17 protein-coding genes and 2 pseudogenes are annotated in these 23,356 nt (G+C 40.2%); 9 read left to right on the top strand and 10 right to left on the bottom strand.

Annotated elements, in window-relative coordinates:
* The first annotated feature begins 39 nt into the window (after window positions 1–39).
* Window positions 40–576, top strand: coding sequence for a hypothetical protein (locus F7734_RS50855; protein ID WP_155751900.1), 537 nt, complete (start codon window positions 40–42; stop codon window positions 574–576).
* Between the two features lie 458 nt (window positions 577–1,034).
* Here the strand turns inward: F7734_RS50855 and F7734_RS50850 are convergent, their stop codons facing one another.
* From F7734_RS50850 to F7734_RS50830, 5 genes and pseudogenes are all read right to left on the bottom strand, one after another.
* Window positions 1,035–1,244, bottom strand: coding sequence for a hypothetical protein (locus F7734_RS50850; protein ID WP_155751899.1), 210 nt, complete (start codon window positions 1,242–1,244; stop codon window positions 1,035–1,037).
* Window positions 1,245–1,298: 54 nt separating this feature from the next.
* On the bottom strand, window positions 1,299–2,420 hold the full coding sequence (locus F7734_RS50845; RefSeq protein ID WP_155751898.1) for a pentapeptide repeat-containing protein: 1,122 nt from the start codon (window positions 2,418–2,420) through the stop codon (window positions 1,299–1,301).
* A gap of 460 nt (window positions 2,421–2,880) precedes the next feature.
* Window positions 2,881–3,288, bottom strand: coding sequence for an HNH endonuclease signature motif containing protein (locus F7734_RS50840; protein WP_166482669.1), 408 nt, complete (start codon window positions 3,286–3,288; stop codon window positions 2,881–2,883).
* Window positions 3,285–3,632, bottom strand: a complete 348-nt coding sequence (locus F7734_RS50835) for a hypothetical protein (protein WP_166482668.1) — start codon at window positions 3,630–3,632, stop codon at window positions 3,285–3,287. The genes F7734_RS50840 and F7734_RS50835 overlap by 4 nt, the downstream gene beginning before the upstream one ends.
* Before the next feature lie 210 nt (window positions 3,633–3,842).
* Window positions 3,843–5,515 (bottom strand): annotated as a pseudogene (locus tag F7734_RS50830) (DUF3352 domain-containing protein).
* A gap of 433 nt (window positions 5,516–5,948) precedes the next feature.
* Between F7734_RS50830 and uvrC the strand changes: the two are divergent.
* Window positions 5,949–8,519 (top strand): excinuclease ABC subunit UvrC, encoded by a 2,571-nt coding sequence (gene uvrC / locus F7734_RS64660; RefSeq protein WP_155751895.1) that lies wholly within the window; start codon window positions 5,949–5,951, stop codon window positions 8,517–8,519.
* Window positions 8,520–9,373: 854 nt separating this feature from the next.
* The gene (locus tag F7734_RS50820; protein ID WP_243147529.1) at window positions 9,374–9,613 is read left to right on the top strand and encodes a replication restart DNA helicase PriA; all 240 of its coding nucleotides are present in this window, start codon (window positions 9,374–9,376) and stop codon (window positions 9,611–9,613) included.
* Between the two features lie 67 nt (window positions 9,614–9,680).
* Here the strand turns inward: F7734_RS50820 and rlmN are convergent, their stop codons facing one another.
* From rlmN to F7734_RS50795, 5 genes are all read right to left on the bottom strand, one after another.
* Window positions 9,681–10,856, bottom strand: coding sequence for a 23S rRNA (adenine(2503)-C(2))-methyltransferase RlmN (rlmN, locus tag F7734_RS50815; RefSeq protein ID WP_155751894.1), 1,176 nt, complete (start codon window positions 10,854–10,856; stop codon window positions 9,681–9,683).
* A gap of 202 nt (window positions 10,857–11,058) precedes the next feature.
* The gene (locus tag F7734_RS50810) at window positions 11,059–14,628 is read right to left on the bottom strand and encodes a carboxypeptidase-like regulatory domain-containing protein (protein ID WP_155751893.1); all 3,570 of its coding nucleotides are present in this window, start codon (window positions 14,626–14,628) and stop codon (window positions 11,059–11,061) included.
* Between the two features lie 152 nt (window positions 14,629–14,780).
* Complete coding sequence (locus F7734_RS50805) at window positions 14,781–15,677, bottom strand: fimbria/pilus periplasmic chaperone (protein ID WP_155751892.1); 897 nt, start codon at window positions 15,675–15,677, stop codon at window positions 14,781–14,783.
* 75 nt (window positions 15,678–15,752) lie between these two features.
* Window positions 15,753–16,265 (bottom strand): hypothetical protein, encoded by a 513-nt coding sequence (locus F7734_RS50800; RefSeq protein WP_155751891.1) that lies wholly within the window; start codon window positions 16,263–16,265, stop codon window positions 15,753–15,755.
* Window positions 16,266–16,541: 276 nt separating this feature from the next.
* Window positions 16,542–17,123 (bottom strand): hypothetical protein, encoded by a 582-nt coding sequence (locus F7734_RS50795; RefSeq protein WP_155751890.1) that lies wholly within the window; start codon window positions 17,121–17,123, stop codon window positions 16,542–16,544.
* A gap of 1,163 nt (window positions 17,124–18,286) precedes the next feature.
* Here F7734_RS50795 and F7734_RS50790 point away from each other — a divergent pair.
* From F7734_RS50790 to F7734_RS50765, 6 genes and pseudogenes are all read left to right on the top strand, one after another.
* Window positions 18,287–18,658 (top strand): annotated as a pseudogene (locus F7734_RS50790) (sensor histidine kinase); the annotation flags it as partial.
* Window positions 18,659–18,868: 210 nt separating this feature from the next.
* Window positions 18,869–19,642 carry a class II glutamine amidotransferase gene (locus tag F7734_RS50785; RefSeq protein ID WP_155751889.1) on the top strand — a complete coding sequence of 258 codons (774 nt, stop codon included), beginning with the start codon at window positions 18,869–18,871 and terminating at the stop codon, window positions 19,640–19,642.
* Between the two features lie 213 nt (window positions 19,643–19,855).
* Window positions 19,856–21,010: a sulfate ABC transporter substrate-binding protein gene (locus tag F7734_RS50780; RefSeq protein ID WP_155751888.1), complete on the top strand. Its 1,155-nt coding sequence runs from the start codon at window positions 19,856–19,858 to the stop codon at window positions 21,008–21,010.
* Window positions 21,011–21,158: 148 nt separating this feature from the next.
* The gene (gene cysT, locus F7734_RS50775) at window positions 21,159–22,037 is read left to right on the top strand and encodes a sulfate ABC transporter permease subunit CysT (RefSeq protein ID WP_155751887.1); all 879 of its coding nucleotides are present in this window, start codon (window positions 21,159–21,161) and stop codon (window positions 22,035–22,037) included.
* Window positions 22,024–22,911 (top strand): sulfate ABC transporter permease subunit CysW, encoded by an 888-nt coding sequence (gene cysW, locus F7734_RS50770; RefSeq protein ID WP_155751886.1) that lies wholly within the window; start codon window positions 22,024–22,026, stop codon window positions 22,909–22,911. Before cysT ends, cysW begins: the two co-directional genes overlap by 14 nt.
* A 17-nt stretch (window positions 22,912–22,928) precedes the next feature.
* The gene (locus F7734_RS50765; RefSeq protein WP_155751901.1) at window positions 22,929–23,195 is read left to right on the top strand and encodes an NIL domain-containing protein; all 267 of its coding nucleotides are present in this window, start codon (window positions 22,929–22,931) and stop codon (window positions 23,193–23,195) included.
* Window positions 23,196–23,356 lie beyond the last annotated feature (161 nt).

Here is a 23,356-nt window from a genome sequence, read left to right as displayed (position 1 = left end):
TTTAAACTCAATACGTTAATCTAAAACAAAGGAGAAAATATGTTACATTCTAATTTGGAAAAAATTAAAAAATTAAGAATCGAAATCGAATCTTTAGTTAAAGAAGTTGATAAATTAAAAACACAAGTTTCAGAAACAAAAGTTTCAAACATAAAAGTTATAAATTCAAACATAACTGATTTACAACAAAAAAATCAAGAGATAAAAATAAAAACTTCTGAGACACTAAAATTAGTTGATGCTGTCAAAGTATTAAATTTAGAGCATGGACAAAAGCAATATATTTCTTATGCAAACGATTTTGTGAAGGAAACTAACAAATTTGTGAGTATATTGGAAAAATATACTAATGCGTTACAAAAACTCCCAGAGATTAGACATAAACTAAAAGAATTAACAAATTATATAAGTCCAAGTAACAATCAAGCATATACTCTATGTCAAGAAATACACGCTTTAACCCAAAAATCTCGACACGCAAACAAAAATTGGATACCTGACTTTAAAAAGCAATCCCCAGAATTATTGGATGCATTAAATACATTATTAGAGATCTGTGGATATTCTCGAATATGATGATAAATAATAATTATCTAATATTTGATAAAACTTACTTTTAAACACAATACCCGTGAATGAATGCGTGTTAAATCCCTCAAACGCTCTCGCTGGAATAATTCTGGGCATTTCTACCCCAGGGTAGGCGATCGCCATTACCTCCAGACGTGATAACGAGCGTGCGAGGTATTTTCGTAATCAGGTCTTGTGGGTTAAATTGCCGTTTGAACCTAAAACTTGTATCCTTTGCTAAACAAGGGTTTCCCGATTTGAATCAATTTCATTCACGGATATTGCTTTTAAACAAGAGTGAGTTTTATCCCCAGAGGTTGAACTATATAGTTCTGTTCGTAAACAATTACTCTCTTCAGTGCTCTAAAATTACCGATTTTTTTAGCTAAAGCTAAAGCCCATCATTCAATACTTATGAGCTTTAGCTCTATCTATAATAAGATTTCAAAAATAAAATAGGAGTTCTATAGTCCCATTTTTTTTTCCAGTGCTTCCATCTCTTCTGATATTTGGAAAATATTTTGTTTTCCTTTTTCTATTTGCTCGTCTATTTCTTTCAAATCACGAGCTAATTCAGGGATTTCAGAACTTAAATCAGATGCAATGTGGAGAGGATTTACAGTTTTTTGAGAATTTGATTGATTAAAATCTCTATTTTCTTCAATAGCTTTCATTAAACTTTCTAAAACTTTTAAAGATTGGGATAAGTCTTGAAGTAAAGGATCATCTTATAAAAAAACAGAAACTTCACTGTTTAATATGTTTCTTATTTGTTGTATTATTATACCGATAATTTCTAGGGGATTAGAAGGAGAGTCATTTGACTGAGTACCGCCTAATTCTAGTTGATTGTTTTTCAGAAAATCGACTGGTTGTATATTAGATAGATTAGCCTTATGAAATGTAGCATGACCGATAACATTATTTAATTTTGCCTGAGAAAGGTTTGCATTATCAAAGTTAGCTTTATCGAGTTTAGCCCAACGAAGGTCAGCGCCCTGCAAATTTGCACTACGTTCTTTAAAATATTTATTTTCTTGAAGGTGATCTTCTGATTTATCGGGGTTATGGTCACGGTTATTAAATTTAGCTTCTCTCAAATCAGCACCCATAAGCTTTGCATTACTAAGATTTGCACCTCTTAAGTCGGCTTTTATTAAGTTAGCATCATAAAGAATAGCCCCTTCAAGATTAGCTCCCTGAAGGTCAGCGCTTCTAAAATTTGCCCTTTCAAGGTTAGCTCCAGGCAATTCAATTTCTCTTAAATCTGCTCTATTAGCGTCCAATCCTCTTAAGAGGCAATCTTTATCCTCCTCATACAAATCCAAAATAGCCTGATACCTTCCACCACTAGTTTCAGAACCTCTTGCACCATCAATTAACTGCCAAGCTTGACGTTCCATTTGTTTCCTACGCTCCAAAACGTCAAACCCATACAATATTGCAGCGACAAGAACAGCAAAGTTTTGTACTTGTCCCAATAATTTTGATTCTCCAAGCCAACAAAAATAAGAGACAATATATTCATCTTCACATTTCTTCTCTTTATCTTGGTTTTCTTCTTTTGACCTGCTTTGTTGAACTTTACTTTCTAGCCTTGATTCGGGTTGACTTACTGAAGTTACCTCGGTTGTATTTCCTTCAGTTTGCTCAATTTGTTTTTTCAAACTTTTATCTGCTTTTTTAAAAAGTAATTCTATATGCAGAAGAAAGATAAAAATAAATAAAGCTATTCCAAATGCTTGCAGTATTTGAATAACACCTTTCTTAGTACTGCGACTCCACTTTTTAGGTAATAAATTATAAAAAAACTTAGAAGACTGTTTTGACTCCTGCTGAGATTCAGTCATGGTAAATGCTCCCTCATTTACAGAACGTCTGTATTGATTACAAAAAAATATATCACTAAATAACCCAGTTGCGGGTTACTGATTTTTGAGCGCTTATCATCCAGAGAAGCGTGCGCTATAGCTTAAGCCGTATCGCATGAGTCGCGCTCCACGCTACTGTCCTTTTGACTAAAGGTTTTTTAGGAGCATTTTTAGTTGCTTAATTGTATAGCTTGACAATCAAAGGTCAAACAAAATTTTTTCGTTTCAGACTGTAATAGTGGCTCTTTTTCAAGAGCTTCATCACCTTTTACATATTCATCTCGTTTTAATTAATGGTAAAAACGAGAGATTCTTCTTGTCGCATATTTGTAGTTTACATAATACATAGTTGGTAATCTTTTAGCGGGAAGGGAGTAATACAAGAGTGGGCGAGGACGCTAACCTCAAAAGATTGGATGATTTATTTTTTGTAAGATTCTTATGAGGGGTGTTCGCCTAATCTTTCTCTTTCTGCAAGCCTTTCATCATTGTTATATTGAAGCAATTTTACGGTTGTGCGTCCTTCAGGAGTTAACCCAACGATTCTAAGTTTTTCAAAAGCGAAATGTTCAGTCCATTGCTGTATGCGAGGATTGAATAGAAAGCTAAATTCACCTGTTTGAGGATCAAAAGAACCTAGATCGGTACCTTTGTATCGATTACAACGCCAACAAGTGAAAGCTAAATTGCCTGCATCAGTTTTACCGCCATGTTTTTCAGGAATAACATGGTCAATTTCATGAGGAAAGAATGAAACATTTTGAGGTAGCAAACAATACTCGCATCTGTATCTTGCTCGTTCTTCAACTAAGCGACGCATTGCAGCCAGAATATAAGTAACACTTATGAGGTCGTGGTTAAATTGGCTAAGTTACCAGCTTTAAGCATAATTACCAAATGTTCGATGCGTTCGTACTCATTTAATTCTGCTTGTTCCGTAGCAGTCAGTTCTCCTGCTTGGCTTCGCTTCACCAAAGTTTGCAATCGTTGTTGCATTTCTGGTGTGGGACGGAAAGCAAGAATTTGCTCTGATGTCGGTTTACTAGCCAGAAAATCAAGAATGTATCGGTATATTCTAGCAGGAAGCGGTGGTTGTTGAAGACTAAGTGCAAGCAATTCTGGAAGGCGATCGCCCAGTTGCACTAGTTGTTCTGATAATTCGTCCGGTACTTCAAGAGTGATTTTTGCCACAACGCAAGCTCGACAAAGAAGTTTGATATTTCCAATTTATAGCAATCTTATCTGATTTGTAAGAATTTGACTAAATCTCTTGTGAAATAAACATCTCGCCCGTCAACTGTGTCACCAATGGAGTTTACCCCCTTAATCCCCCTTATAAAGGGGGGAAACTAAAATCAAGTTCCCCCCAATCCATCGGGGAGGGTTAGGGTGGGGTAAAACTTAACTACCAGATTTGGGTTTTAATGCTAGTAAATCTCGACTTGAGAGGTTGATTTGTCGGGGCTAGTGGCTGTCATGCCCAAACCGCGAATGGAACTCATGATAGCACTGGCTTCTGGTGGAATTGGTTGCTGTTGTGCGGTGGCGAAGCGATTGAGTAGGGATGCGGTTTTATCCATATCTATATAGAAGTAGCCGCCGTTGGGTTTTTGCAAGGTGTTGGTGACTGCTTGAAAGTTCGCGCTGTTGTCTAAGCTTGGACCTGTACGATTTGCTAGCATTTCTGCTACCGGACCGCCGATCGCTACAAATAAGGTATCTTGATTGAGCCAACCGTGTGATAGCAATGCTCCTTGTTTGGGAATTTGCCATTCTGTCACTTCTTTGCCACCAATATTTCTCTTGGCAATGTTGACAGATTGTCCTTGGACAAGGGTGTCTAATTTGCTAAGGGTACCTTCTGCTGTTTTGCGATCGCCTGTCTGAAATACAAATGCTCCGCCAAAGCCAATTTGTGCTAGTACGCCTTGATTGGATGGAATGGCTGCAATTCCAAATTCCCTATCCATCCAGCCAAAAACATCTTTATCTAGGTCAATATTGACTAATAGCAGTTGCTGGCGGGCTGTTTCAAGGGTTTGCTTTAACTCAGGAATTTCTTTTGATTGTTCGACAACTGTTGTCCACCAACTGCTGATTCCTTGCCCGCTTATAATTGCCATTGTATCTGCTGGAAATTCTGATACAACTTTAGACCCAGTATTTTGGTACTGGAATTTCACCAATTGGGGATCTAATTTAGCAGTTGCCTTCATCCGTACACCTACATTGTCAATACCAATCCCTGCCACCATTGATTTTACTTGTTTTAATTGTGACAAAGTTTGTGGCGGTAATTGTGCTGCTTGTGGATTGGTGGCGATCACTTGCTGTACCATACCAGCATAATCTGGTACGTAGATTTGGGCGACGGTGTTTTCGACGTTGACACCTTGGCTTAGCAAGCTGTTTGCACCTTCTTTATTGGCAAAGGAAGGCTGTCCTTTAAATGTGTCAATCGCACTTTCTATTGCTGGCTTTTCCGTTGCTGATACTACATATGTATTATTTAAAATAGCAGTGTATGTAGGTGAGCTTTTCCCAACAGTTTCTATAATTTTTTCGCCTTTATAGTCAGTTTCTTTGGTTTTTAGGTCTTTTTGTCCTTTTAATTTCGTAGCAAAGTTCAAAGCTTGGATTTTATCTTTGATTCCCACCACCATCAGGACGTTGGATTGCTGGGAAGCTTGCGGGGTATTTTGCGCGGGTTTGACTGTGTTGGGTGGAAGTAAGGCAATCATCACGCCCCCTACCCAAGGTTTTAGATCTTGTTCATAGGAAATGCTGTTGTCAGTTGAGAGGCTTTTGTTTAAGTCTTCTAGCCCTTTGGCGACTATCTTCTGGGCTTCTGGTGTCCCAAACTGTTCTAACTTTGCCCAAACTGTTGGATCGGTGGAAATATAGGTTGCCATCAACGCTTCATCTGGTACGATTTTGGCAGCATTGAGAGCGTCGGAGACATTTCCTTGAGGACCTCCTTTAAAGTACATGTAGGCAGCTACACCCCCTGCAATAACTACGGCAGTACCAATAGCAGGAATTAAAAAATTATTCTTAGATTTACTTTCTGGCATTGTCAAAATGTCCTATTTTCTTCAAATTGTCTTAGAGGTTAGTAAAAACGTCATTGTGGAGTTTTCGGAATCCTTTACTCATTTGATGTTAACTTTTCGGTAATTACTGATAAGATTATTACTTCTATACAGGGAAGGTTCTCTGGGGATTCTAGAGTGACTACACCAGTTTTAAATGCCAATCCGCACAAGAAAGTTCTTTATCTGAAAAATATATTCCTTTAGATAGTGGCGAGCTATTCTAATTTATATATATTTAGAATATTTTTACAGAATGTTAAACTTTCTTGGGATAAAACGCCTGTACAGAGATAAGAGGGTGCAAAGTATTAGGGTGTATGGGATGGATTGGGGAACAGCACGAAACGATCGCGTTGTTGCTCCAGTGTTTCAGTTTAAGAGTTTTCAGGGTTTCTAAGGTCAGTAAACATCGATGTCGCAACATTATTTTGATACAGAAAGTAACCGATACAAGTCTTTTGAGTTACCGGGGGCAAAACCGCACTACAATCCAGATAAACCCGGACAGGTAGAGCATATTTTTCTTGACCTCAACCTAGATATTCCTAACAAAAGTTACTACGGTACTTGTATCATTAATTTAACACCTATCCGTAATGGTCTGGAGAGCTTGGTTCTAGATGCCGTTAATCTCAACATTGAGTCGGTTCAAGTGGATGGTAACCCACAACAGTTTGAATACGACGGCAAGCAGTTGTGGATCTACCTGAATCTCCTAACTGAGATTAACAAGCAGATTGCGATCGCGATTGCCTACTCAGCAGAAAAACCACAACGGGGTCTTTACTTTATAGAAGCAGACAAATACTACCCCAACAAGCCCACCCAAGTTTGGACTCAAGGGGAAGACGAAGATTCTCGTTTTTGGTTCCCGTGTTTTGACTATCCGGGACAGTTATCGACGTCGGAAATTCGCCTTCGTGTTCCCAAACCCCTCATCGCAATTTCCAATGGCGAACTCATCGCTACAGATGAAGACGGCGATTACAAAATATATCACTGGTTGCAAAAGCAAGTGCATCCAACTTACTTGATGACTCTTGCTGTTGGTGATTTTGCAGAAATTCGCGATGAATGGAATGGCATTCCCGTAACATACTACGTAGAAAAGGGACGCGAGGAAGATGCCAAGCGCAGTATGGGCAAAACTCCTCAAATGATAGAGTTTTTGAGTGAGAAGTACGGTTATCCCTACCCCTTTCCCAAATACGCTCAAGTATGTGTGGATGATTTCATCTTTGGAGGAATGGAAAACACTTCAACAACGCTGTTGACAGATAGGTGTTTGTTGGATGCACGAGCCGCACTGGATAACCGCAACACGGAAAGCTTGGTTGTGCATGAATTGGCGCACCAGTGGTTTGGCGATTTGGTGGTGATCAAGCATTGGTCTCATGCTTGGATTAAAGAAGGCATGGCTTCTTATTCAGAGGTTATGTGGACAGAACGAGAATATGGAGCAGAAGAAGCAGCATATTATCGATTGTTAGAAGCCCGGAGTTATCTGGCTGAGGATAGTGGACGCTACCGTCGCCCCATGGTAACCCACGTTTATCGAGAAGCGATTGAACTTTACGATCGCCACATCTACGAGAAAGGTTCGTGTGTGTATCACATGATGCGGGCGGAATTAGGAGAAGAGTTGTTTTGGAAAGCCATCCAGACATTTGTGCGGGATAACGCTCATAATACCGTAGAAACAGTAGATTTGCTGCGGGCGATTGAGAAAGCAACCGGACGCAATCTCCTGTTCCTGTTTGACCAGTATGTTTATCGTGGCGGTCATCCTGATTTTAAGGTGGTATACTCTTGGGACGGAGATTCCAAGTTGGTTAAGGTGACTGTCACCCAAACCCAAGCTGTATCGGGTAACAACGGTAGCAGCAATAGTTTGTTTGACCTGAAAATTCCTATCGGTTTTGGATACGTGAAGGGAGAGGACAAGGGGGACAAGGTAGAATCTTCTACCTTGTCTTCCCCCTCTCCCTTGTCTACCTTGTCTCCCCAGTTTGAACCGGGAGCAATATTGCAACGAGTTCTTGAAGAGCATTATCAAACGGCTGACTCAGTAGAAATCCCTACAGAAATATTGGTACAATACGACCTACCTGATAGCGAAATACTTGCAGATGTCTTGACTCAACGAAAGGGACGAAAGGTATCAATTTTGACTCCACAGCGTCAAGTCAAGGCAGAGTTGATTGAGATGGTAGAGCGAAATGCTCAATATGAATTGCAAAGAATGCAAAAATTGAGCGATCGCAACAATGAAGCGATGCAGGATCTAGCGACTATTCTCGATCTACCCGACTTACCCCACCGAATAGAAGGCTACGATATTTCCCACATCCAAGGGTCTAATGCTGTGGCTTCCCAAGTTGTATTTATCGATGGATTACCAGCAAAGCAGCACTACCGCCATTACAAGATTAAAAATCCAACTGTTACAGTAGGACATTCAGATGATTTTGCCAGTCTAGCTGAAGTCATTCAACGTCGGTTCCGCAAGTACGGAGAAGATCCGCAATTACCTCGTGAGGGAAATCCTGATTGGCCCGACCTTATTATGATAGATGGTGGTAAAGGTCAATTGTCTTCTGTTGTTGCTGTTTTGCAAGAGATGAATTTGTTGGAAGACTTGCGAGTGGTTAGCTTGGCAAAACGTCGGGAAGAGATTTTTTTACCGGGCGAGTCGCAACCTTTAAAAACCGATCCGGAACAATCTGGAGTGCAACTCTTGCGACGATTGCGGGATGAGGCGCATAGGTTTGCTGTGAGTTTTCACCGACAGCAGCGTAGCGATAAGTTAAAGAGATCGCGTTTAGATGAAATTCCCGGATTGGGACATCATCGACAAAAGCAACTATTGGGACATTTTCGCTCGGTGGATTACATTCGGCAAGCTACACCCGCACAAATTGCTGAAGTTCCAGGTATTGGTTCGCGTTTAGCTCAAGAAATTTACGATTATTTCCATCCTTAAAAGTAACCAGTGACCAGTGACCGATGAGCAGTTAACAATCCTAAAAAAAAGCGATGGGTAATTGATAATTGAGAAAGTCTCATTACCCATTACCCATTACCCATTACCCATTACCCATTACTTATCATCAGATTAGCAAACATAACTAGTCTGCTTAATAAGTCTAATTGGAATTTTTTCTTAAATTTCTCTGAATAAATTTATTTTGGATTCCAAGTATCTGTTACCTTCCTTGCTCAAGTTGATGTAACTAAATGTTAATTAAAACTAAAATTAACCTTTTGTTACTAAAACTAAAGGTAGAGTAAATTATTAACTCATATTTTTGAGATATGTAAATAGACTGAGCGTCTGTTAAGTGTCGTTCCAAATGCCACGCTTTAATCTGAAACCCTTAAAGTTAAACTTTTTCCTCGCTACAGACTTGCTGCCTTGTAACGCCATTCCCGGAGTCTCTACCAGACAGATACCTACTGGCAATTGTTCAGAGAGATGGAGTGAAAACTTCTTCCCCCTATTTCCTACTCCAGCTAGCTTGAATTTTGACAATACACTTATATTAACAAATGCAAATAGGTTTGACTGAAAATACATGAATCTCAAAGCATAAGCCATTGGGATCGTCGATTTCTACATAATACTTTTCTTTAAAGATTTAATTTATATATCTAAAGTTGGATAGCAGATAACTTAAAGATAAGGATAATAAACAAATATCAATGAGAGTAATTACTCATTCTGTGTTAAGTTAAGCAATGGATTACTTCGCTTTTTAAATTTCTGTAAATCTCTTTGATTTATCAGGTTTAATTGGCATTTTTTTTCAAAATTTATGATATTCAGGGGTTATTAAGATGCAACTGGTAGAAAGAACGGTACAAAAAACAGTACAAAAAACAGTACAAAAAACGGTACAAAAAACGGTACAAAAAATTCGCTGCCCAAACTGTGGCAGCGAAGGAGAAAGACACTATATCTTTCACAGTCAACAAACTCGAACCCAATGCCCAATCTGTGACTACTTGTTAGTCAGTTGTATGCGTACTGGCAAAGTCATTGAAGCTTATGCCCCTGGCATTCTTGCTAGAAATTAACTGGATAGTGGTTAGTGGTTAGTGGATAGTTGTTAGTGGTTAGTGGTAATCGGTCATCGGTCACTGGTTACTGGTCACTGTTCACTGTTCTTCGCAACTGTCCGCAAGCAGCATCAGCTTCGAGACCACGGGAGTAACGAACACTTACAGCGATGCGTTGCTGCTTGAGGACGTTGACAAACGCTTGTATTCGCTTTTCACTGGGGCGTTTGTAATCGGCTTCTTGAATGGGGTTGTAAGGAATTAAGTTGACATGGCTTTGGAAGCCGCGCACGTGTTGTGATAACTCCATTGCATGTTGTGGCAAGTCATTCACTCCAGCCAGGAGAATATATTCAAAGGTGACGCGCCGTCCGGTGATTTTTACGTATTCCCGACATTCTGCCAGCAAATCATCTATAGAATAAGAATGAGCGCTAGGAATCAGTTGTTCCCTAAGTGCTTGGTTGGAGGCGTGAAGACTCACAGCAAGCGTTACTTGCAACTGGTGTTGGGCAAGTTGATGAATCCGCGAGCGAATGCCAACTGTTGAGACAGTTAGGTTTCTTTGTCCGATACCCACATCTTGGTTTAAGGATTTGATGGCTCCTATGACATTATCGGTATTGAGTAGCGGTTCGCCCATACCCATGAATACCACATGGCTCACCCGTTGCTGGAAATCTTCCTGAACTGTCAGCACCTGGTCTACGATTTCATGACGTGCCAAATTGCGTTTGTATCCTCCTTTACCAGTAGCGCAGAAATCACACGCCATTGGGCAACCGACTTGGCTGGAAACACAAACAGTCAAGCGCTCTAGGGATTTTGGATTTTGGATTTTGGATTTTGGATTTTGGGTTGTCTCTCCATCGCCCCATCGCCTCATCTCTCCATCTCCCCCCCGTAGAGTGGGGATACCTACACATTCTATAATTTGACCATCTGTAAGTTTTAAAAGATATTTGACTGTACCATCAGGGGCAACAGAACGGTAGTGTATTGTTGAACGCCCGATGGGAGTTTCGGCAACTTCTGCACGCCATTGCTTGGAAAAGACGGAAATATCATTGAGCGATCGCGCTCCCTTGTGATAAATCCAATCGTGCAGTTGCTTTCCCCTATACGCTGGTTGTCCCTGCTGCTGCACCCAAGCAGTTAATTCCTCCAGACTTGCTCCGACAAGAGGGGGAATAGAGATAGAGGGTTTTTGTGGAGTAGTATCTGTAGCGGAGGAAGGTACAGAGACAGACTGAGCAGACATGATAATTACGAATACGCCTTTAAAATTCTATAGTAGGCGATCGCTGCTAATCTTGCTTGATAATATTATATTCGGTTTTCCCAAATTCGTAGAGCGTGCGATCGTTACTAGATTCAGCATCATATTCGCACAACCTCACATATTGCGTCGGAAGCAATCTTAGGATGAAATGATATGAGGAGATTCAATATTTCATGTCGCCCTATTGCTTTTTCTTACTTGCAGCAGAAATTGGTAATTGCAAATTCTGCTCGTAGACAAACTGGTTGCGAATTTGTATTTCCCGTTTGGGCAAGGTATCGTTGGGGTTGAGCGAATCTTGAGTAGAAACCCGCAAGGTGTAGAAACCAATAGGAACTCCATCAAGGCGATAAAGACCAAAGCTATCGGTGACAGCAGACAAGACACGTGCGCCAGCACCATTGATCAGTTCTACTCTCAGTTGTGAAACTGGCTGACCTGCAATGTCAGTAACACGTCCGGCTACACCAAATTCTGGTCTCACAGGGAAATCTAGGCTTGTGACTGCAGAAGTTGCTACCTCAGCTACAGCAGAGTTTTTCATCACTGTAAGTTCTATTGGCAATTCTTCAGGTTCAAGTTGAACGACATACACACCTTCTGGTAAATTGCCTACAAAAAAGTTGCCTTTAGAGTCAGTTCTTGTCGAGCCAACATTTTTGTTACGGTTATCAAAAATCCTAACGACAGTTCCACTTAAGTCAAAGCCTTTGTTTTCTCCCTCAACAACAAGCCGTCCAGCAATTGCTCCACGTTCTTTGCCAATACCACTGTAGTTAGTAGGAGCAATTCTTCCGCCACCAAAAGATAGATCTGAAATCAATGATAGTGTGAGGCGATCGTCACCTACTCCACCAAAACCAGTTCTAGCTCTTGTAGGAATACCTTGATATTCGAATCTAGCAAGTAGACCTGGAAGAACTTGCATGCTAGCACCTGCAATGGGTCCTATGTCTCCATCGCTGTAAGCAAGCCCTACATTCCAACTGAGTTTATTAAGATTGCTGGGATTGTGACCAACACTGACAGAGTAACGAGAAGCCAAATCACCACCAAATTCAGTCCCAAAGGATAGCTGATAATTCCGAGCAAACTTATAACTTAAATCCGAGATATACTCATTACCATAAGCATTAAAAGTTAATCGTGTTAGACTATTTGGTTGATAGAAAGCATTAAATAAATAACGTCCATCAACATCAGGTCTACCACTGAAATACAAACTAGAGAAAGGTCGTGCAGCAAATGTAGGCAATATGTAAGTTGAAGAATTGCTTTCATCTTGACGATCGCGGGCAATAAATCCCAAAGTGTATTTATTGCCAAAACGGTACTTAACTTCTAAACTGTGGTTGTGAAAACCTTTAGTGTCTTCATCCCTTCTATAGCCTCGTGGTAAGGACTGTGAATTAGCATTAATTTCTAATTTATCAAGCTGTACATCTAAATCAGCAGAATAACCTACTTTATCGCCAGAAGTCCCAGCACTTGCAGACAAAATCATTGGATTTGCCAATCGCCAAATAAAACCTGCTTGGGTTTGAAGAGCATCTGGTGCTGCTTGGACTGAACCTTCTAAAGTTAAATTATTTGAAAGCCCTTGTCGTAATTGATAGAATCCAACGAGTTTACCTTCATCAGATAAATTAGACTCTCCAAATAAAGTATTCTGTGCTAAATTACCACTAAACCCAACCCCAGCAACTTGTATATTGCCTCCTGCTGGTAATAACAGATCGGAAGGATTCAGTCTAACAGTACGAATTTCTCTGGGTACGCTTAGATTGCTGCGATCGAAAATATAAACTTGTACTTCACTGCTTTGACCTACGGGCAAATTGACATCCAGAAACTCGTATTGTCCATTAAAGCCTACTTGTTGTTGGGCAATAATAACACCATCAACTCTCAGTTGTACAAAACTTGCTGGAGCAGCTTGACCGCGAAATGTTTGTATAGGTGTAGAACGTCTGGGTAAGAGCTCGTTAGCATCATAACCCGTACTAAATCTATCTGCTGGTAGATTAGTATAACCAAATTGCAATCCTGTTAGGTCTAACCCATTCAGCAAAGGATGTAAACCGACTTGTTGCCGACCTAATTGAAAGCGAAACGGACCATTACGTCTATATAAAAAGTACTCCGAAACTTCTGGACGATCTTCAAAAGTATTATTGAGACGCAACCGCCAAGACCATCCTAAAAGTCTTCCACCTACAAGGGTAGAACTTCGTAAGCTGCTATCTCCATTAGTATTGTAATAACTTAATTCCTGCCTTAAAGTTGACAAGACACTAGCAGGGGGTAAAAATTCTGGTTTTAATTCCTCAGCCGAGCCTTGATATTGCCTGCTTCCTGCCCGCCAAGGTAGGTCAGCTAGCAAAGTTAACTCAGCAGTATTTAATTCAATATTTATTCTTAATTGTTCTCGAAGTGTAGCATTACTAATATAAGTAATACCATTAATTTGTTTGAGAACAAGAGATGATAGTTTTATAACTCCTAAGGGAGTCTTCAATTGTATATTGTTATCTGTTTCTTCAACAGTTAACCCAGCAATTTCGGCAAAGCTTTCTAAAGGAATGAGAAGAGTGTTACCTTCTTGAATAACATCTAAAGTACCAACTTCTCGTCCGTTAATAAGTACACCAACTAAGAAAGGCTCACCAGGTGTTCTTGCCAATTCAATAGAAGAGTGAGCGTTCACCCTCTCCTCTCCAGAATTATTACCAGAATTGTTGACTTGGCCAGTACTACTATTTCCTTGTGTTGCTACCTTAGTACTATCTATAGTTTCTTTTGAATCAGACCCCTGCTGTAGCCTTGAATTTGCGATCGCTTGAGGGCTTTGAGTGTTTGTAGCAACAGAATCTTGAAGAGAACCCGGTAGAGATAGTTCGATCAGTTTTTGTACTGCTGCCAAAATTTTCCCAACAGCATTTTTGTTAGCAATTTGATTTAAAGTGCTAGTCAGGCTTTGGGTATTAGGTTTCTCATTATAAGGGGTATTAGTAGAGTTAACTCCATTTGTGTTGGTGAGAGGTGCAGTGGCGACTGGTTGTGGATTGGCACTAGCAACTTGAGGAGTACTGGCAATAATTTGAGAATTTTGAGTGTTTGCTGGAACTATACTATCGATACTACTTTTAAGAGAGGCAGAGAGAGAAAAATTGATAAGTTCTTGTACAGTTACCAAAATTTTCTGAATAGCATTTTTCTCAGCACTCTTGTCAAAAGCTAAGGTGTTACTTGGTTTTTGAGATTCCAGTTGCTCGCTAGAATCAGGACTAGCAGAATTAGCCCTATCCATTATTGATAGTGGCACAGAAGCTTTTGGTTGTTCTTCAGAGACCGAGCTGCGAACCAGAGGTAAATTGTTGTTAGCTGATGTCGGTGCTTTGGTGATTGGGAAAAAACCTTTTGCTGGCTTTTGTTTGCGAAGACGTGCTTGCAAACTCAGAACATCAAATTTTTTTTCCTGAGGTTTACAATCTACAGTTTTGCCTTGAGACGAAGCCATTTTTTTTAGCATCTCCTCAATTGAGGATGACTGAGGTTGAGCTTGTAGGGGCTTACACGGCAATGGTTGTGCTGTTGCTGCACTAGCAATACCACTATTTTGTGATGAGGTTTCTGTAGACTGAGTCGTAGAGAGTGTGTTTTCTGTAGACGGTGTTTCATCCGCCGTCTTTTGAGGCGGTAAAGTGATAATAATTGGTGGAGGTACAGGTGGTAAAGCTAGGTAGAGCATAAGCGCAAAGATTCCTATAACCAGCGCAGTGATAGGCTGTGAATTGTATAAATATTCATTACCTATGAAATGTTTGACAAAAAATTAGTTCAGGGGTGCAGCCAGATTAACGCACCCTGGAAATTAAAGATTTTTACAAATATACAAAAAAGCTATTTCGTTGGAGATTTCACAGGCTTATTTGTAGGCTGAGCAGTAGCTGCTGTACCAGGAACGGTGAAGGGTATACCCTTATCAATTGGAGATCCGCTTAACTCACCATTGATGTCTAAAATATAGTTACCAGGAGGTAATTTTTTGCTGATAGGTAATACCAACCGTCGGCGAGTACCCGCTAACACTGGCAAAGATTGTAAATCTCCAGCATGAAGTACATCTTGTGGAAGTTTTAATTGGGAATTTCCAATACCAGGTAAAGGTTTTGTTGCTGAAGCACCGGGATATTTTGCTGCTGGCCAAACTGCATATTGACCTTTCATCCGTACATGGGCATTTCCCGTACTGGAAACATCAAATACTGCCGTTACACGATTTGGCTTAGCATCCACATTTATAGAGTTGAGGGAACCAATCCTTTTGATTTCTCCCGCATACCCATAAACGACAACACCGAGGCGACCGATAGCGGTTACAGCCGCTGAAGTGCCAGCATTACGGGGAACTTCTTCTAAAAAAATAACAGCCCGATGTTCGCCAGATGCAGGTTTAACTTTAGGACGAATGGCAAAGCGCACTGTCTGGGAACGACGAGGTGGAATGGTAAATCTAGCAGGAGTAAAAACAATCCACTGATCTAAAGACTGTTCCTTGGATTCCACTTCCTGTAGTTGATTGTTTTCATCTAACACCCAAGAGCGAACATGTGCTGTGAGTTCAACTGGCTCAGAAGATAAGTTAACAATTTTGATTGATTGAGTACGGGTTTTACTGTTAATTTCTACTTCTATACGAGGAGGACTGACGCCAATTTCCATTGCAGTAGCACTCGGTATTCCCAAGGCTAATAAACCAATTAAACTTAGTGCTATATTTCTAGTTTTGTATAACATTTGAACTTTTAATATCCTCACACATTAAATAACAATTGCAGTGATATATTACACTTATGCAACAAAAAACAAAAACTATAAACACTTATTTTCATCATCCCGGCGATTGACACACACTGAAAACTGACCTATGTGGTCGCCTTTTCTAATATTTGATAAATCCTGAAATTGGAACTTTATGCCTCCCTCAACGACAACTGTGTCAACGGCTTCAGGGCAGGAAGATACTACATTAATACCTGACGATACAGGATTAGTAATATTGTTAAACGGGTTGAGTTTTCCATTTTGCGCTGCTACTAGTTGATAACGAACTTGAAGCAATGCTGCATCTTGTTTGGTAACCCTCATTCTCCACAAAGGTGACAAGTTTCGGTTAATACCTCCATTAAATGAAGGAGGTACTAGTAAATCTTGTTGGTTGTTTGCCCATCCCTTATCACTACTTAAAAAATCTCCTGGTAATAATTTATCGAGTGTTGCATTATTAATTAATGACATCTCGTATTTTGTTGTTGGACATGGGTTAGAAAAATCAGATGCTGTTTGTGCCAGAGCTTGAGGCTGTGGCAAAGCAGAAAGTGCCATGACCACAACCAAGCAATATTTAAGATTGTGTTGGCAGATCATTAGTTTTCAAAGTTGCTATTTATAAGACTTTTACACAAAGCTGACAAATGGTATAGATAAGAGGATTTGAGAGTCAGTTGTCAGTTATTTTTTGCTGACCACTGACTGTTGACTTATGACTCTTTAAAGCATTTATGTCGTTGCCCAAATCCTGACTAAGGCTTAACTTTCTGTTGACCTAATTTTGGCAGTAGGTAAAAAACCTGCACCAGAAATGACTGCAACTCGACTCAATTAGATACCAGGTACTGCTATTACCTTAATCTTGCCTCCAGTGTAAACACCTGCTGTAGGTTTCGTTGCTGAGTCAGTGCTATTCATGAACGCAAATGACAATTTAACGCCTCCTACTACAGGAGTTTCTGGACCAAGCGCTCCAGTGCTATTACCAATATATGAACCAACAGTTACCTTTGCCTTTCTAAGCGCAGTTCCAGTGGCTCCATTTGTAAGTGTATCTGAACCTTCAACAGGTACAACAGTAACCTGAACACTTGTTCCGGTATTTCCCCAAACGGCAAATAGTTCGTTGACGTCTTTCTCTACAGATGTTGCACCACCAGTAGTCAGTGCTTCGGGAGGCGTTCTGTCAATTAAAGTACTACCATCTGTTGTTTCTTGAATTTGGTCGCCGTCGGTTCCACCCAAATTTCCTTGAGTAATTCGCAAATCAATAGTTTTGAATGTACGCAGGTAAATAACTGGATCGACAGTTACTTGAACGTTTACTTGTTGCTCAACAGCATTGGCTGGTGCGGTAAGAATAGAGCTTCCCAAAGCAACAGCAGCGGTGAGAATGGCTAGAACCTTTTTCATTTTAAAGTTTGCTCCTCGCGGTAGATTTTGTCAATTTTGTAAGTTTGATGAACTCTCGTTTTCTTACACATCCAAATAAATTGGATTTTAATAATGACTGTTTAATAGAAATTCCCTGGTAAGCCCGAGAGTGGATTGAAGAATGAAATTAGAAGATTATTTACAAAAGTCTGACAATTCACCTCCCGCTTTAAAAAGTAAAATTCCGTTACTACGTCTCGTACTGTCACCTAAGAACAGCTTGCTAAGGTAAACATCTACTTGATTTTCTCTATAACTAGGTTCTTGCTTCTTGATAAAATACAGTAGGTTGTTACTCAAAGGCACGAGATAATGTAGAAGGCTTTTCAATAAGTCTTGAAAATGCTAGGAATTCCACTTAAAGCATTACTGTATTTTCTATAAGATTTTGAAAAATTAATTTTCCAAATTTTATAAATTCAACAATTTTGCCCTAGATTTTAGCTGAATACCCAGAAAACGCATTTTTAAGACTATCATTCTCTAATTTACGAGTTTGTAGTTTCAGACAGGTTGCTTATTGCTACAAACTAAATTTAATAATCGAATTTGAAATATTATGCCTTTTTTATTGTTTTCTATTGTTTAGACTACCCAGAGAGTGATAAAAACATATCACGAATCAAAATTGAACTTTAACAGAGTTGTGAGATATTTTTGAAACACTTTCAAAGCAGCTTTACAAGAAGACTTTAACCTTTGGAACTCTAAGACCACTTCAGTAAGAATATGGAATTCTGTAGGGTGGAGTGTCCAAAGAATTCCGTAATGACACTTAAGTGTTGAATAATTAAGTTTTACTATAAAAAATAGGGAACATTAAGTTCTTTACATAAGTCTAAGTATGCTTTTAAACTCCCAGTCTAAGCGGCAGTTTTGACAACCAGAAAACTACTAACAAAAGTGCATATTTCTTGAAACTGGTAAGGGGAGCAATTATGGCGCTACAGAAAGCAATGCTTTTAATACTAATCACTCAGTAAGTCGGTGCAAATAATTGTTACTAGTGTGTAGTTATATTGCATGCGCTAAAGCGCTACTACAAGCCAATACAAAAGATTTACTTTTCGTTACATAGGTTGGTTTTTTCTTGCCGATTTACTTAACTACTAACTACTAACTACTAACGCTCCTCTTACCTTATGTTTCAAGTCACCCGTCGTCGTCTTGCTCTCTGGTACACTGCCATCACAGCTGTACTTCTGCTACTATTTGCAAGTGGAGTGTATTTATACGTCCGCAATACTTTAATAGAGCGGATGGACGATACCCTAAATCATGTGGTGGAAGTTGTCGAGCGATCGCTAGTCATTGAACCACTTAACTCAGACTCAGGTCAATTCCGAGTTAATATAGAAGCCAGTTTTCGGAACAACGCTGACACAGTAGAAGACGATCGCATTGACCTAGAGTGGTTTAGTCCAACTGGCGATCTCCTTTGGTCTACTTTATCGCAACCCCTTAATATTCCCCTACACCCCAATATGACAGGTGAGACTGTCAAAGTTATCAGGAACGAGGACATGGGGGATAAGGTAGACATGGGGGACAAGGGGGACATGGGAGAATAACTCATCCCCAATGATTAATGACCAATAACAAATGACCAATGACAAATGACAAATGACAAATGCCAATTGAAACATTAGTGCCAGAATAGTGTATGACTTCTAAAGTATCTTGATCCCAGAGTCGTTTTTATAGAGTTCAGGATTTCAACAGCCATGTGCCAGCTGCTAGGAATGAACTGCAACGTACCTACTGATATTTGTTTTTCGTTTGAGGGCTTTGCAGCAAGAGGAGGAAAAACTGATGACCATCGCGATGGCTGGGGGATCGCCTTTTTTGAAGGTAAGGGCTGTCGGCTTTTCTTAGATGCCAAACCTTCCATTGCTTCTCCCATTGCGGATTTGGTGCGGTGCTTTCCCATCCACACCAAACACGCGATCGCCCACATTCGCAAAGCAACTCAAGGTGAAATTTCTCTAGAAAATTGTCACCCGTTCCGGCGGGAAATGTGGGGAAGGTATTGGGTTTTTGCTCACAATGGCGATTTACGCGATTTCGATCCCCAGGATTTGGAGTTTTATCAACCTGTTGGCAACACTGATAGCGAAAAAGCTTTCTGCCTTATATTAGATAAGTTGCGAGCCTGTTTTCCTCATAATAAGCCACCTATAGAAAAATTTTATTTGGTTCTTAAGGAAATTACTAGTTTTATTGCAGAGAATGGTATATTTAACTACTTATTATCTGATGGTGAACACTTTTTTGCCCATTGCTCAACCAAACTCAGCTACATAGTGCGTCAAGCACCTTTTGCTGCTGCCCATTTGATTGATGAGGACTTAACTGTAGATTTTAGCGAATTAACCACTCCAAGCGATCGCGTTGCTGTCATTGCTACTACTCCTCTAACTGACAATGAAGTCTGGACAATAATCCAGCCAGGAGAACTGTTAGTCTTTCAGGATGGCTTACCCATGAGTTACTCCTAGCTAGCTGTGGACGGGAGGCGGAGCCTCAAGTAAGGCATTCCCAGGCGGAGCCTGGGAACGAGAGGGGGGGGTGTGTTAAAAACACCACTTTCTTGAGCGATTAAGTGCTGTTTTACTCTTGCTTTTTTAGCGTCAGCCATGTATTATACTTCACAATTATCAATAAATACGGTTAGCTAACGAATTAACCGTATAACTTCGGGGGGCGAGAGTATGAGTTTCTGGCAGGGTGTCCTAAGACAAGCAGGGCAATCATTTTTAACAAATACTGGTAAATTTAAGCTGAAATCCTTAAAAAGCTTTTTATCTCTCTTTTTAGTAGGAATTAGTTTAAGTGTTGCGATCGCAGCTTGTTCTGGTGGCAATACAAACAGTTCTTCTGGAGATGGTGCTGGAACAGGTGCTACAGCAAGCCCTGTGGCGGCAAACAAACAGGATGCTGAAATCACCCTTGTGTCCTTCGCCGTGACGAAAGCAGCGCATGAAGCCATTATTCCAAAATTTGTGGAAAAGTGGAAGAAAGAGCACAACCAAAATGTCACGTTTAATCAAAGTTATGGCGGTTCCGGATCTCAAACCCGTGCTGTGATTGATGGTTTGGAAGCTGACGTTGTCCACTTGGCACTTGGCTTAGACGTGGGAAGAATTGAGAAAGCTGGGTTAATTCAGCCCGGATGGGACAAAGAAGTCCCTAACAATGCTATTGTTTCCAAATCAGTTGCTGCCCTAGTGACTCGTGAAGGAAACCCCAAAGGTATTAAAACTTGGGCAGATTTAGCAAAAGATGGTGTTAAACTTATCACTGCCGATCCCAAAACCTCCGGTATTGCAAGGTGGAACTTCCTGACATTATGGAATTCAGCCATCAAGAGTGGAGCAACAGAAGATAAGGCGATTGAGTTTGTAAGAAAAGTTTACAGCAACGTACCAGTTCTGACAAAAGATGCTCGTGAAGCGACTGACGCCTTTTTCAAGCAAGGGCAAGGTGATGCCCTTATCAACTACGAAAACGAAATTATCTTGGCACAGCAGAAGGGAGAGAAAGTCAATTACATCATTCCTGATGTCAATATATCCATTGATAATCCAATTGCAGTTGTAGATAAAAACGTTGACAAACACGGAACCCGTGAAGTCGCAGAAGCTTTTGTGAAATTCTTGTATGAACCAGAAGCACAGGAAGAGTTTGCTAAGGTAGGATTCCGCTCTGTAAATGAGACAGTTGCTCAAAACAAAGCTATTTCAGACAAATATCCAAAAGTGCAAAATCTAGGCACAGTGCAAGACTACGGCGGTTGGGACTCCATCCAGACAAAGTTCTTTGCCGATGGCGCAATCTTTGACAAAATTCAAGGAAAAGTAAAATAGGAATTTATGCTAACAGCTAATGGCTAATGGCTAATGGCTAATAGAAAAAGAGCAATTAGCAATTAGCAATTAGCAATTAGCAATTAGCAATTAGCAATTAGCAATTAGCAATTAGCAATTAGCAATTAGCAATTAGCAATTAGCAATTATGTCCATTTCATCAACTTCTACAAGGAGAACTGTTCGCGAACAGCCTCCTATTTGGAAAAGGTATCTACTGCATCTCTACAACTTGCCTTGGACTTGGCGAATCACCATTGCCTATTTAAGTGTAATGTTGTTTTTACCAGTTCTGGCAATGTTGGCAAAGGCAAGTAGTGAACCTCCAGCTCGATTTTGGGAAATTGCTACCAGCCCTATTGCTTTGGCAACTTATGAAGTAACATTTGTTACATCGTTGTCTGCGGGTCTCATCAATGGGGTGTTTGGAACTCTCATTGCTTGGGTTTTTGTTCGGTACGATTTCCCTTTGAAACGTTTGCTTGATGCCACTATAGATTTACCTTTTGCATTACCAACAGCAGTTGCGGGGTTAACTTTAACGACAGTCTACAGTGAGAATGGTTGGATTGGTTCGTTACTAGCACCTTTGGGAATCAAGGTCTCTTTTACTCGTTTAGGTGTGGGGATAGCGATGATATTTATATCTCTTCCCTTTATTGTGAGAACGGTGCAGCCCGTGTTAATGGAAATGGAGAAGGAAATTGAAGAAGCCGCATGGAGTTTGGGTGCTTCTCAACTACAGACTTTTTTGAAGGTGCTTCTGCCTCCCTTGTTTCCTTCTATTTTGACGGGTATTGCGTTGGGTTTCTCCCGTGCTGTTGGGGAATATGGTTCAACTGTCATTATTGCTTCTAACACTCCTTTTAACGATTTGATTGCTCCGGTGCTGATTTTCCAGCGATTGGAGCAGTATGATTATTCGGGTGCAACAGTTATTGGCATGGTGTTATTAATTATCTCTTTGGTGATGTTGCTAGGAATTAATCTCATACAAGCTTGGGGAAGAAAATATGACGCAAGATGAGTTTCCACAACCGCACTTTCACTCAACAACTAGCGACACGAGCACTTCAAAGCAAGTCCAACCAAAAAGTTTTGCTCCTGCCATACTGATTGCGATCGCAGTTGGTTACTTAGCTTTAATCATCTATATCCCCGCCATCAATGTTTTTGTCCAAGCTTTTAAGAGCGGGGTAGGAACTTTTCTCTCTAACCTCTCGCGTCCGGAATTTACTCACGCGGCTTGGTTGACAGTAGCTCTAGCTGTCATTTCTGTGCCTGTGAATACAGTGTTTGGTTTGTGTGCGGCTTGGGCGATCGCACGCCACAAATTTCCCGGTCGAGCTTTTGTTCTCAGCCTGATTGACTTACCTTTTTCTATTTCACCTGTAGTTGCAGGGCTAATGATTGTACTGCTATACGGGCGAAATGGCTGGTTCGGTCAAATTTTGGAAACCAACGATATTAAAGTTGTCTTTGCCTTTCCTGGGATGATACTTGCCACAGCTTTTGTCAGTTTACCCTTTGTCGCACGGGAAGTGATCCCTGTTTTAGAAGAGTTAGGTAGCGATCAAGAAGAAGCCGCTAGAACACTTGGTGCAAAAGATTGGCAGATATTTTGGCGTGTTACCCTGCCAAACATCCGTTGGGGTTTACTTTACGGCTTGCTTTTGACAAATGCACGGGCAATGGGTGAATTTGGTGCTGTTTCGGTAGTATCTGGCAACATTGCTAAAAAAACCCAAAGCTTACCCCTCTATATAGAAGATGCTTACAAACAGTATGAAACTGAAGCAGCTTTCTCCGCAGCCGTGCTGTTAGCGTTGCTAGCAGTCGTTACTTTGGTGCTGAAGGAGATTTTAGAACGGAAAACAGGTATCAAACACTCTAAACATTAAATGCAATGATGACAACTATGGTTACAGAAAATCAGCTTACCCACAAACGAATTCGACTGAGAGTTCCTAAAGAATATCATCAGGAACCAGTGATTTCGCGCCTGGTATCAAACTACGGTTTAACAGTGAATATCACTGCTGCGATGCTCGGTTCTAATGGTGTTGGTGATGGTTGGTTTGACTTAGATTTACAAGGAAGTCACGAACAAATCGAGAGTGCTTTAATCTACATCAATGATTTAGATTTGGAAATTTGGCACGACATCACTACAGGTGATTACTAATACCATTTTGGATTTTGGATTTTGGATTTTGGATTTTGGATTTTGGATTTTGGATTTTGGATTTTTGATTTTGGATTTTTGATTTTGGATTTTGGATTTTTGATTTTGGATTTTGGATTTGAGAAGAAAGATAAAAGAAAAAAAATGAAACATAGAAAAAA

This window comes from Scytonema sp. UIC 10036 (assembly GCF_009725235.1).
The sequence above is the reverse complement of the archived record's forward strand: the minus strand, read 5'-3'. Positions and strand labels throughout refer to the sequence as shown.

Bases quoted from the DNA above. Each gene is read 5' to 3' on its own strand.
- cysW (WP_155751886.1), top strand. From the start codon at position 22,024: ATGACGCAAGATGAGTTTCCACAACCGCACTTTCACTCAACAACTAGC.
- F7734_RS50765 (WP_155751901.1), top strand. From the start codon at position 22,929: ATGGTTACAGAAAATCAGCTTACCCACAAACGAATTCGACTGAGAGTT.
- F7734_RS50795 (WP_155751890.1), bottom strand. From the start codon at position 17,123: ATGAAAAAGGTTCTAGCCATTCTCACCGCTGCTGTTGCTTTGGGAAGC.
- F7734_RS50855 (WP_155751900.1), top strand. From the start codon at position 40: ATGTTACATTCTAATTTGGAAAAAATTAAAAAATTAAGAATCGAAATC.
- F7734_RS50785 (WP_155751889.1), top strand. From the start codon at position 18,869: ATGTGCCAGCTGCTAGGAATGAACTGCAACGTACCTACTGATATTTGT.
- F7734_RS50820 (WP_243147529.1), top strand. From the start codon at position 9,374: ATGCAACTGGTAGAAAGAACGGTACAAAAAACAGTACAAAAAACAGTA.
- F7734_RS50850 (WP_155751899.1), bottom strand. From the start codon at position 1,244: ATGAAAGCTATTGAAGAAAATAGAGATTTTAATCAATCAAATTCTCAA.
- rlmN (WP_155751894.1), bottom strand. From the start codon at position 10,856: ATGTCTGCTCAGTCTGTCTCTGTACCTTCCTCCGCTACAGATACTACT.
- uvrC (WP_155751895.1), top strand. From the start codon at position 5,949: ATGTCGCAACATTATTTTGATACAGAAAGTAACCGATACAAGTCTTTT.
- F7734_RS50805 (WP_155751892.1), bottom strand. From the start codon at position 15,677: ATGTTATACAAAACTAGAAATATAGCACTAAGTTTAATTGGTTTATTA.
- F7734_RS50800 (WP_155751891.1), bottom strand. From the start codon at position 16,265: ATGGCACTTTCTGCTTTGCCACAGCCTCAAGCTCTGGCACAAACAGCA.
- cysT (WP_155751887.1), top strand. From the start codon at position 21,159: ATGTCCATTTCATCAACTTCTACAAGGAGAACTGTTCGCGAACAGCCT.
- F7734_RS50780 (WP_155751888.1), top strand. From the start codon at position 19,856: ATGAGTTTCTGGCAGGGTGTCCTAAGACAAGCAGGGCAATCATTTTTA.
- F7734_RS50810 (WP_155751893.1), bottom strand. From the start codon at position 14,628: ATGCTCTACCTAGCTTTACCACCTGTACCTCCACCAATTATTATCACT.
- F7734_RS50845 (WP_155751898.1), bottom strand. From the start codon at position 2,420: ATGACTGAATCTCAGCAGGAGTCAAAACAGTCTTCTAAGTTTTTTTAT.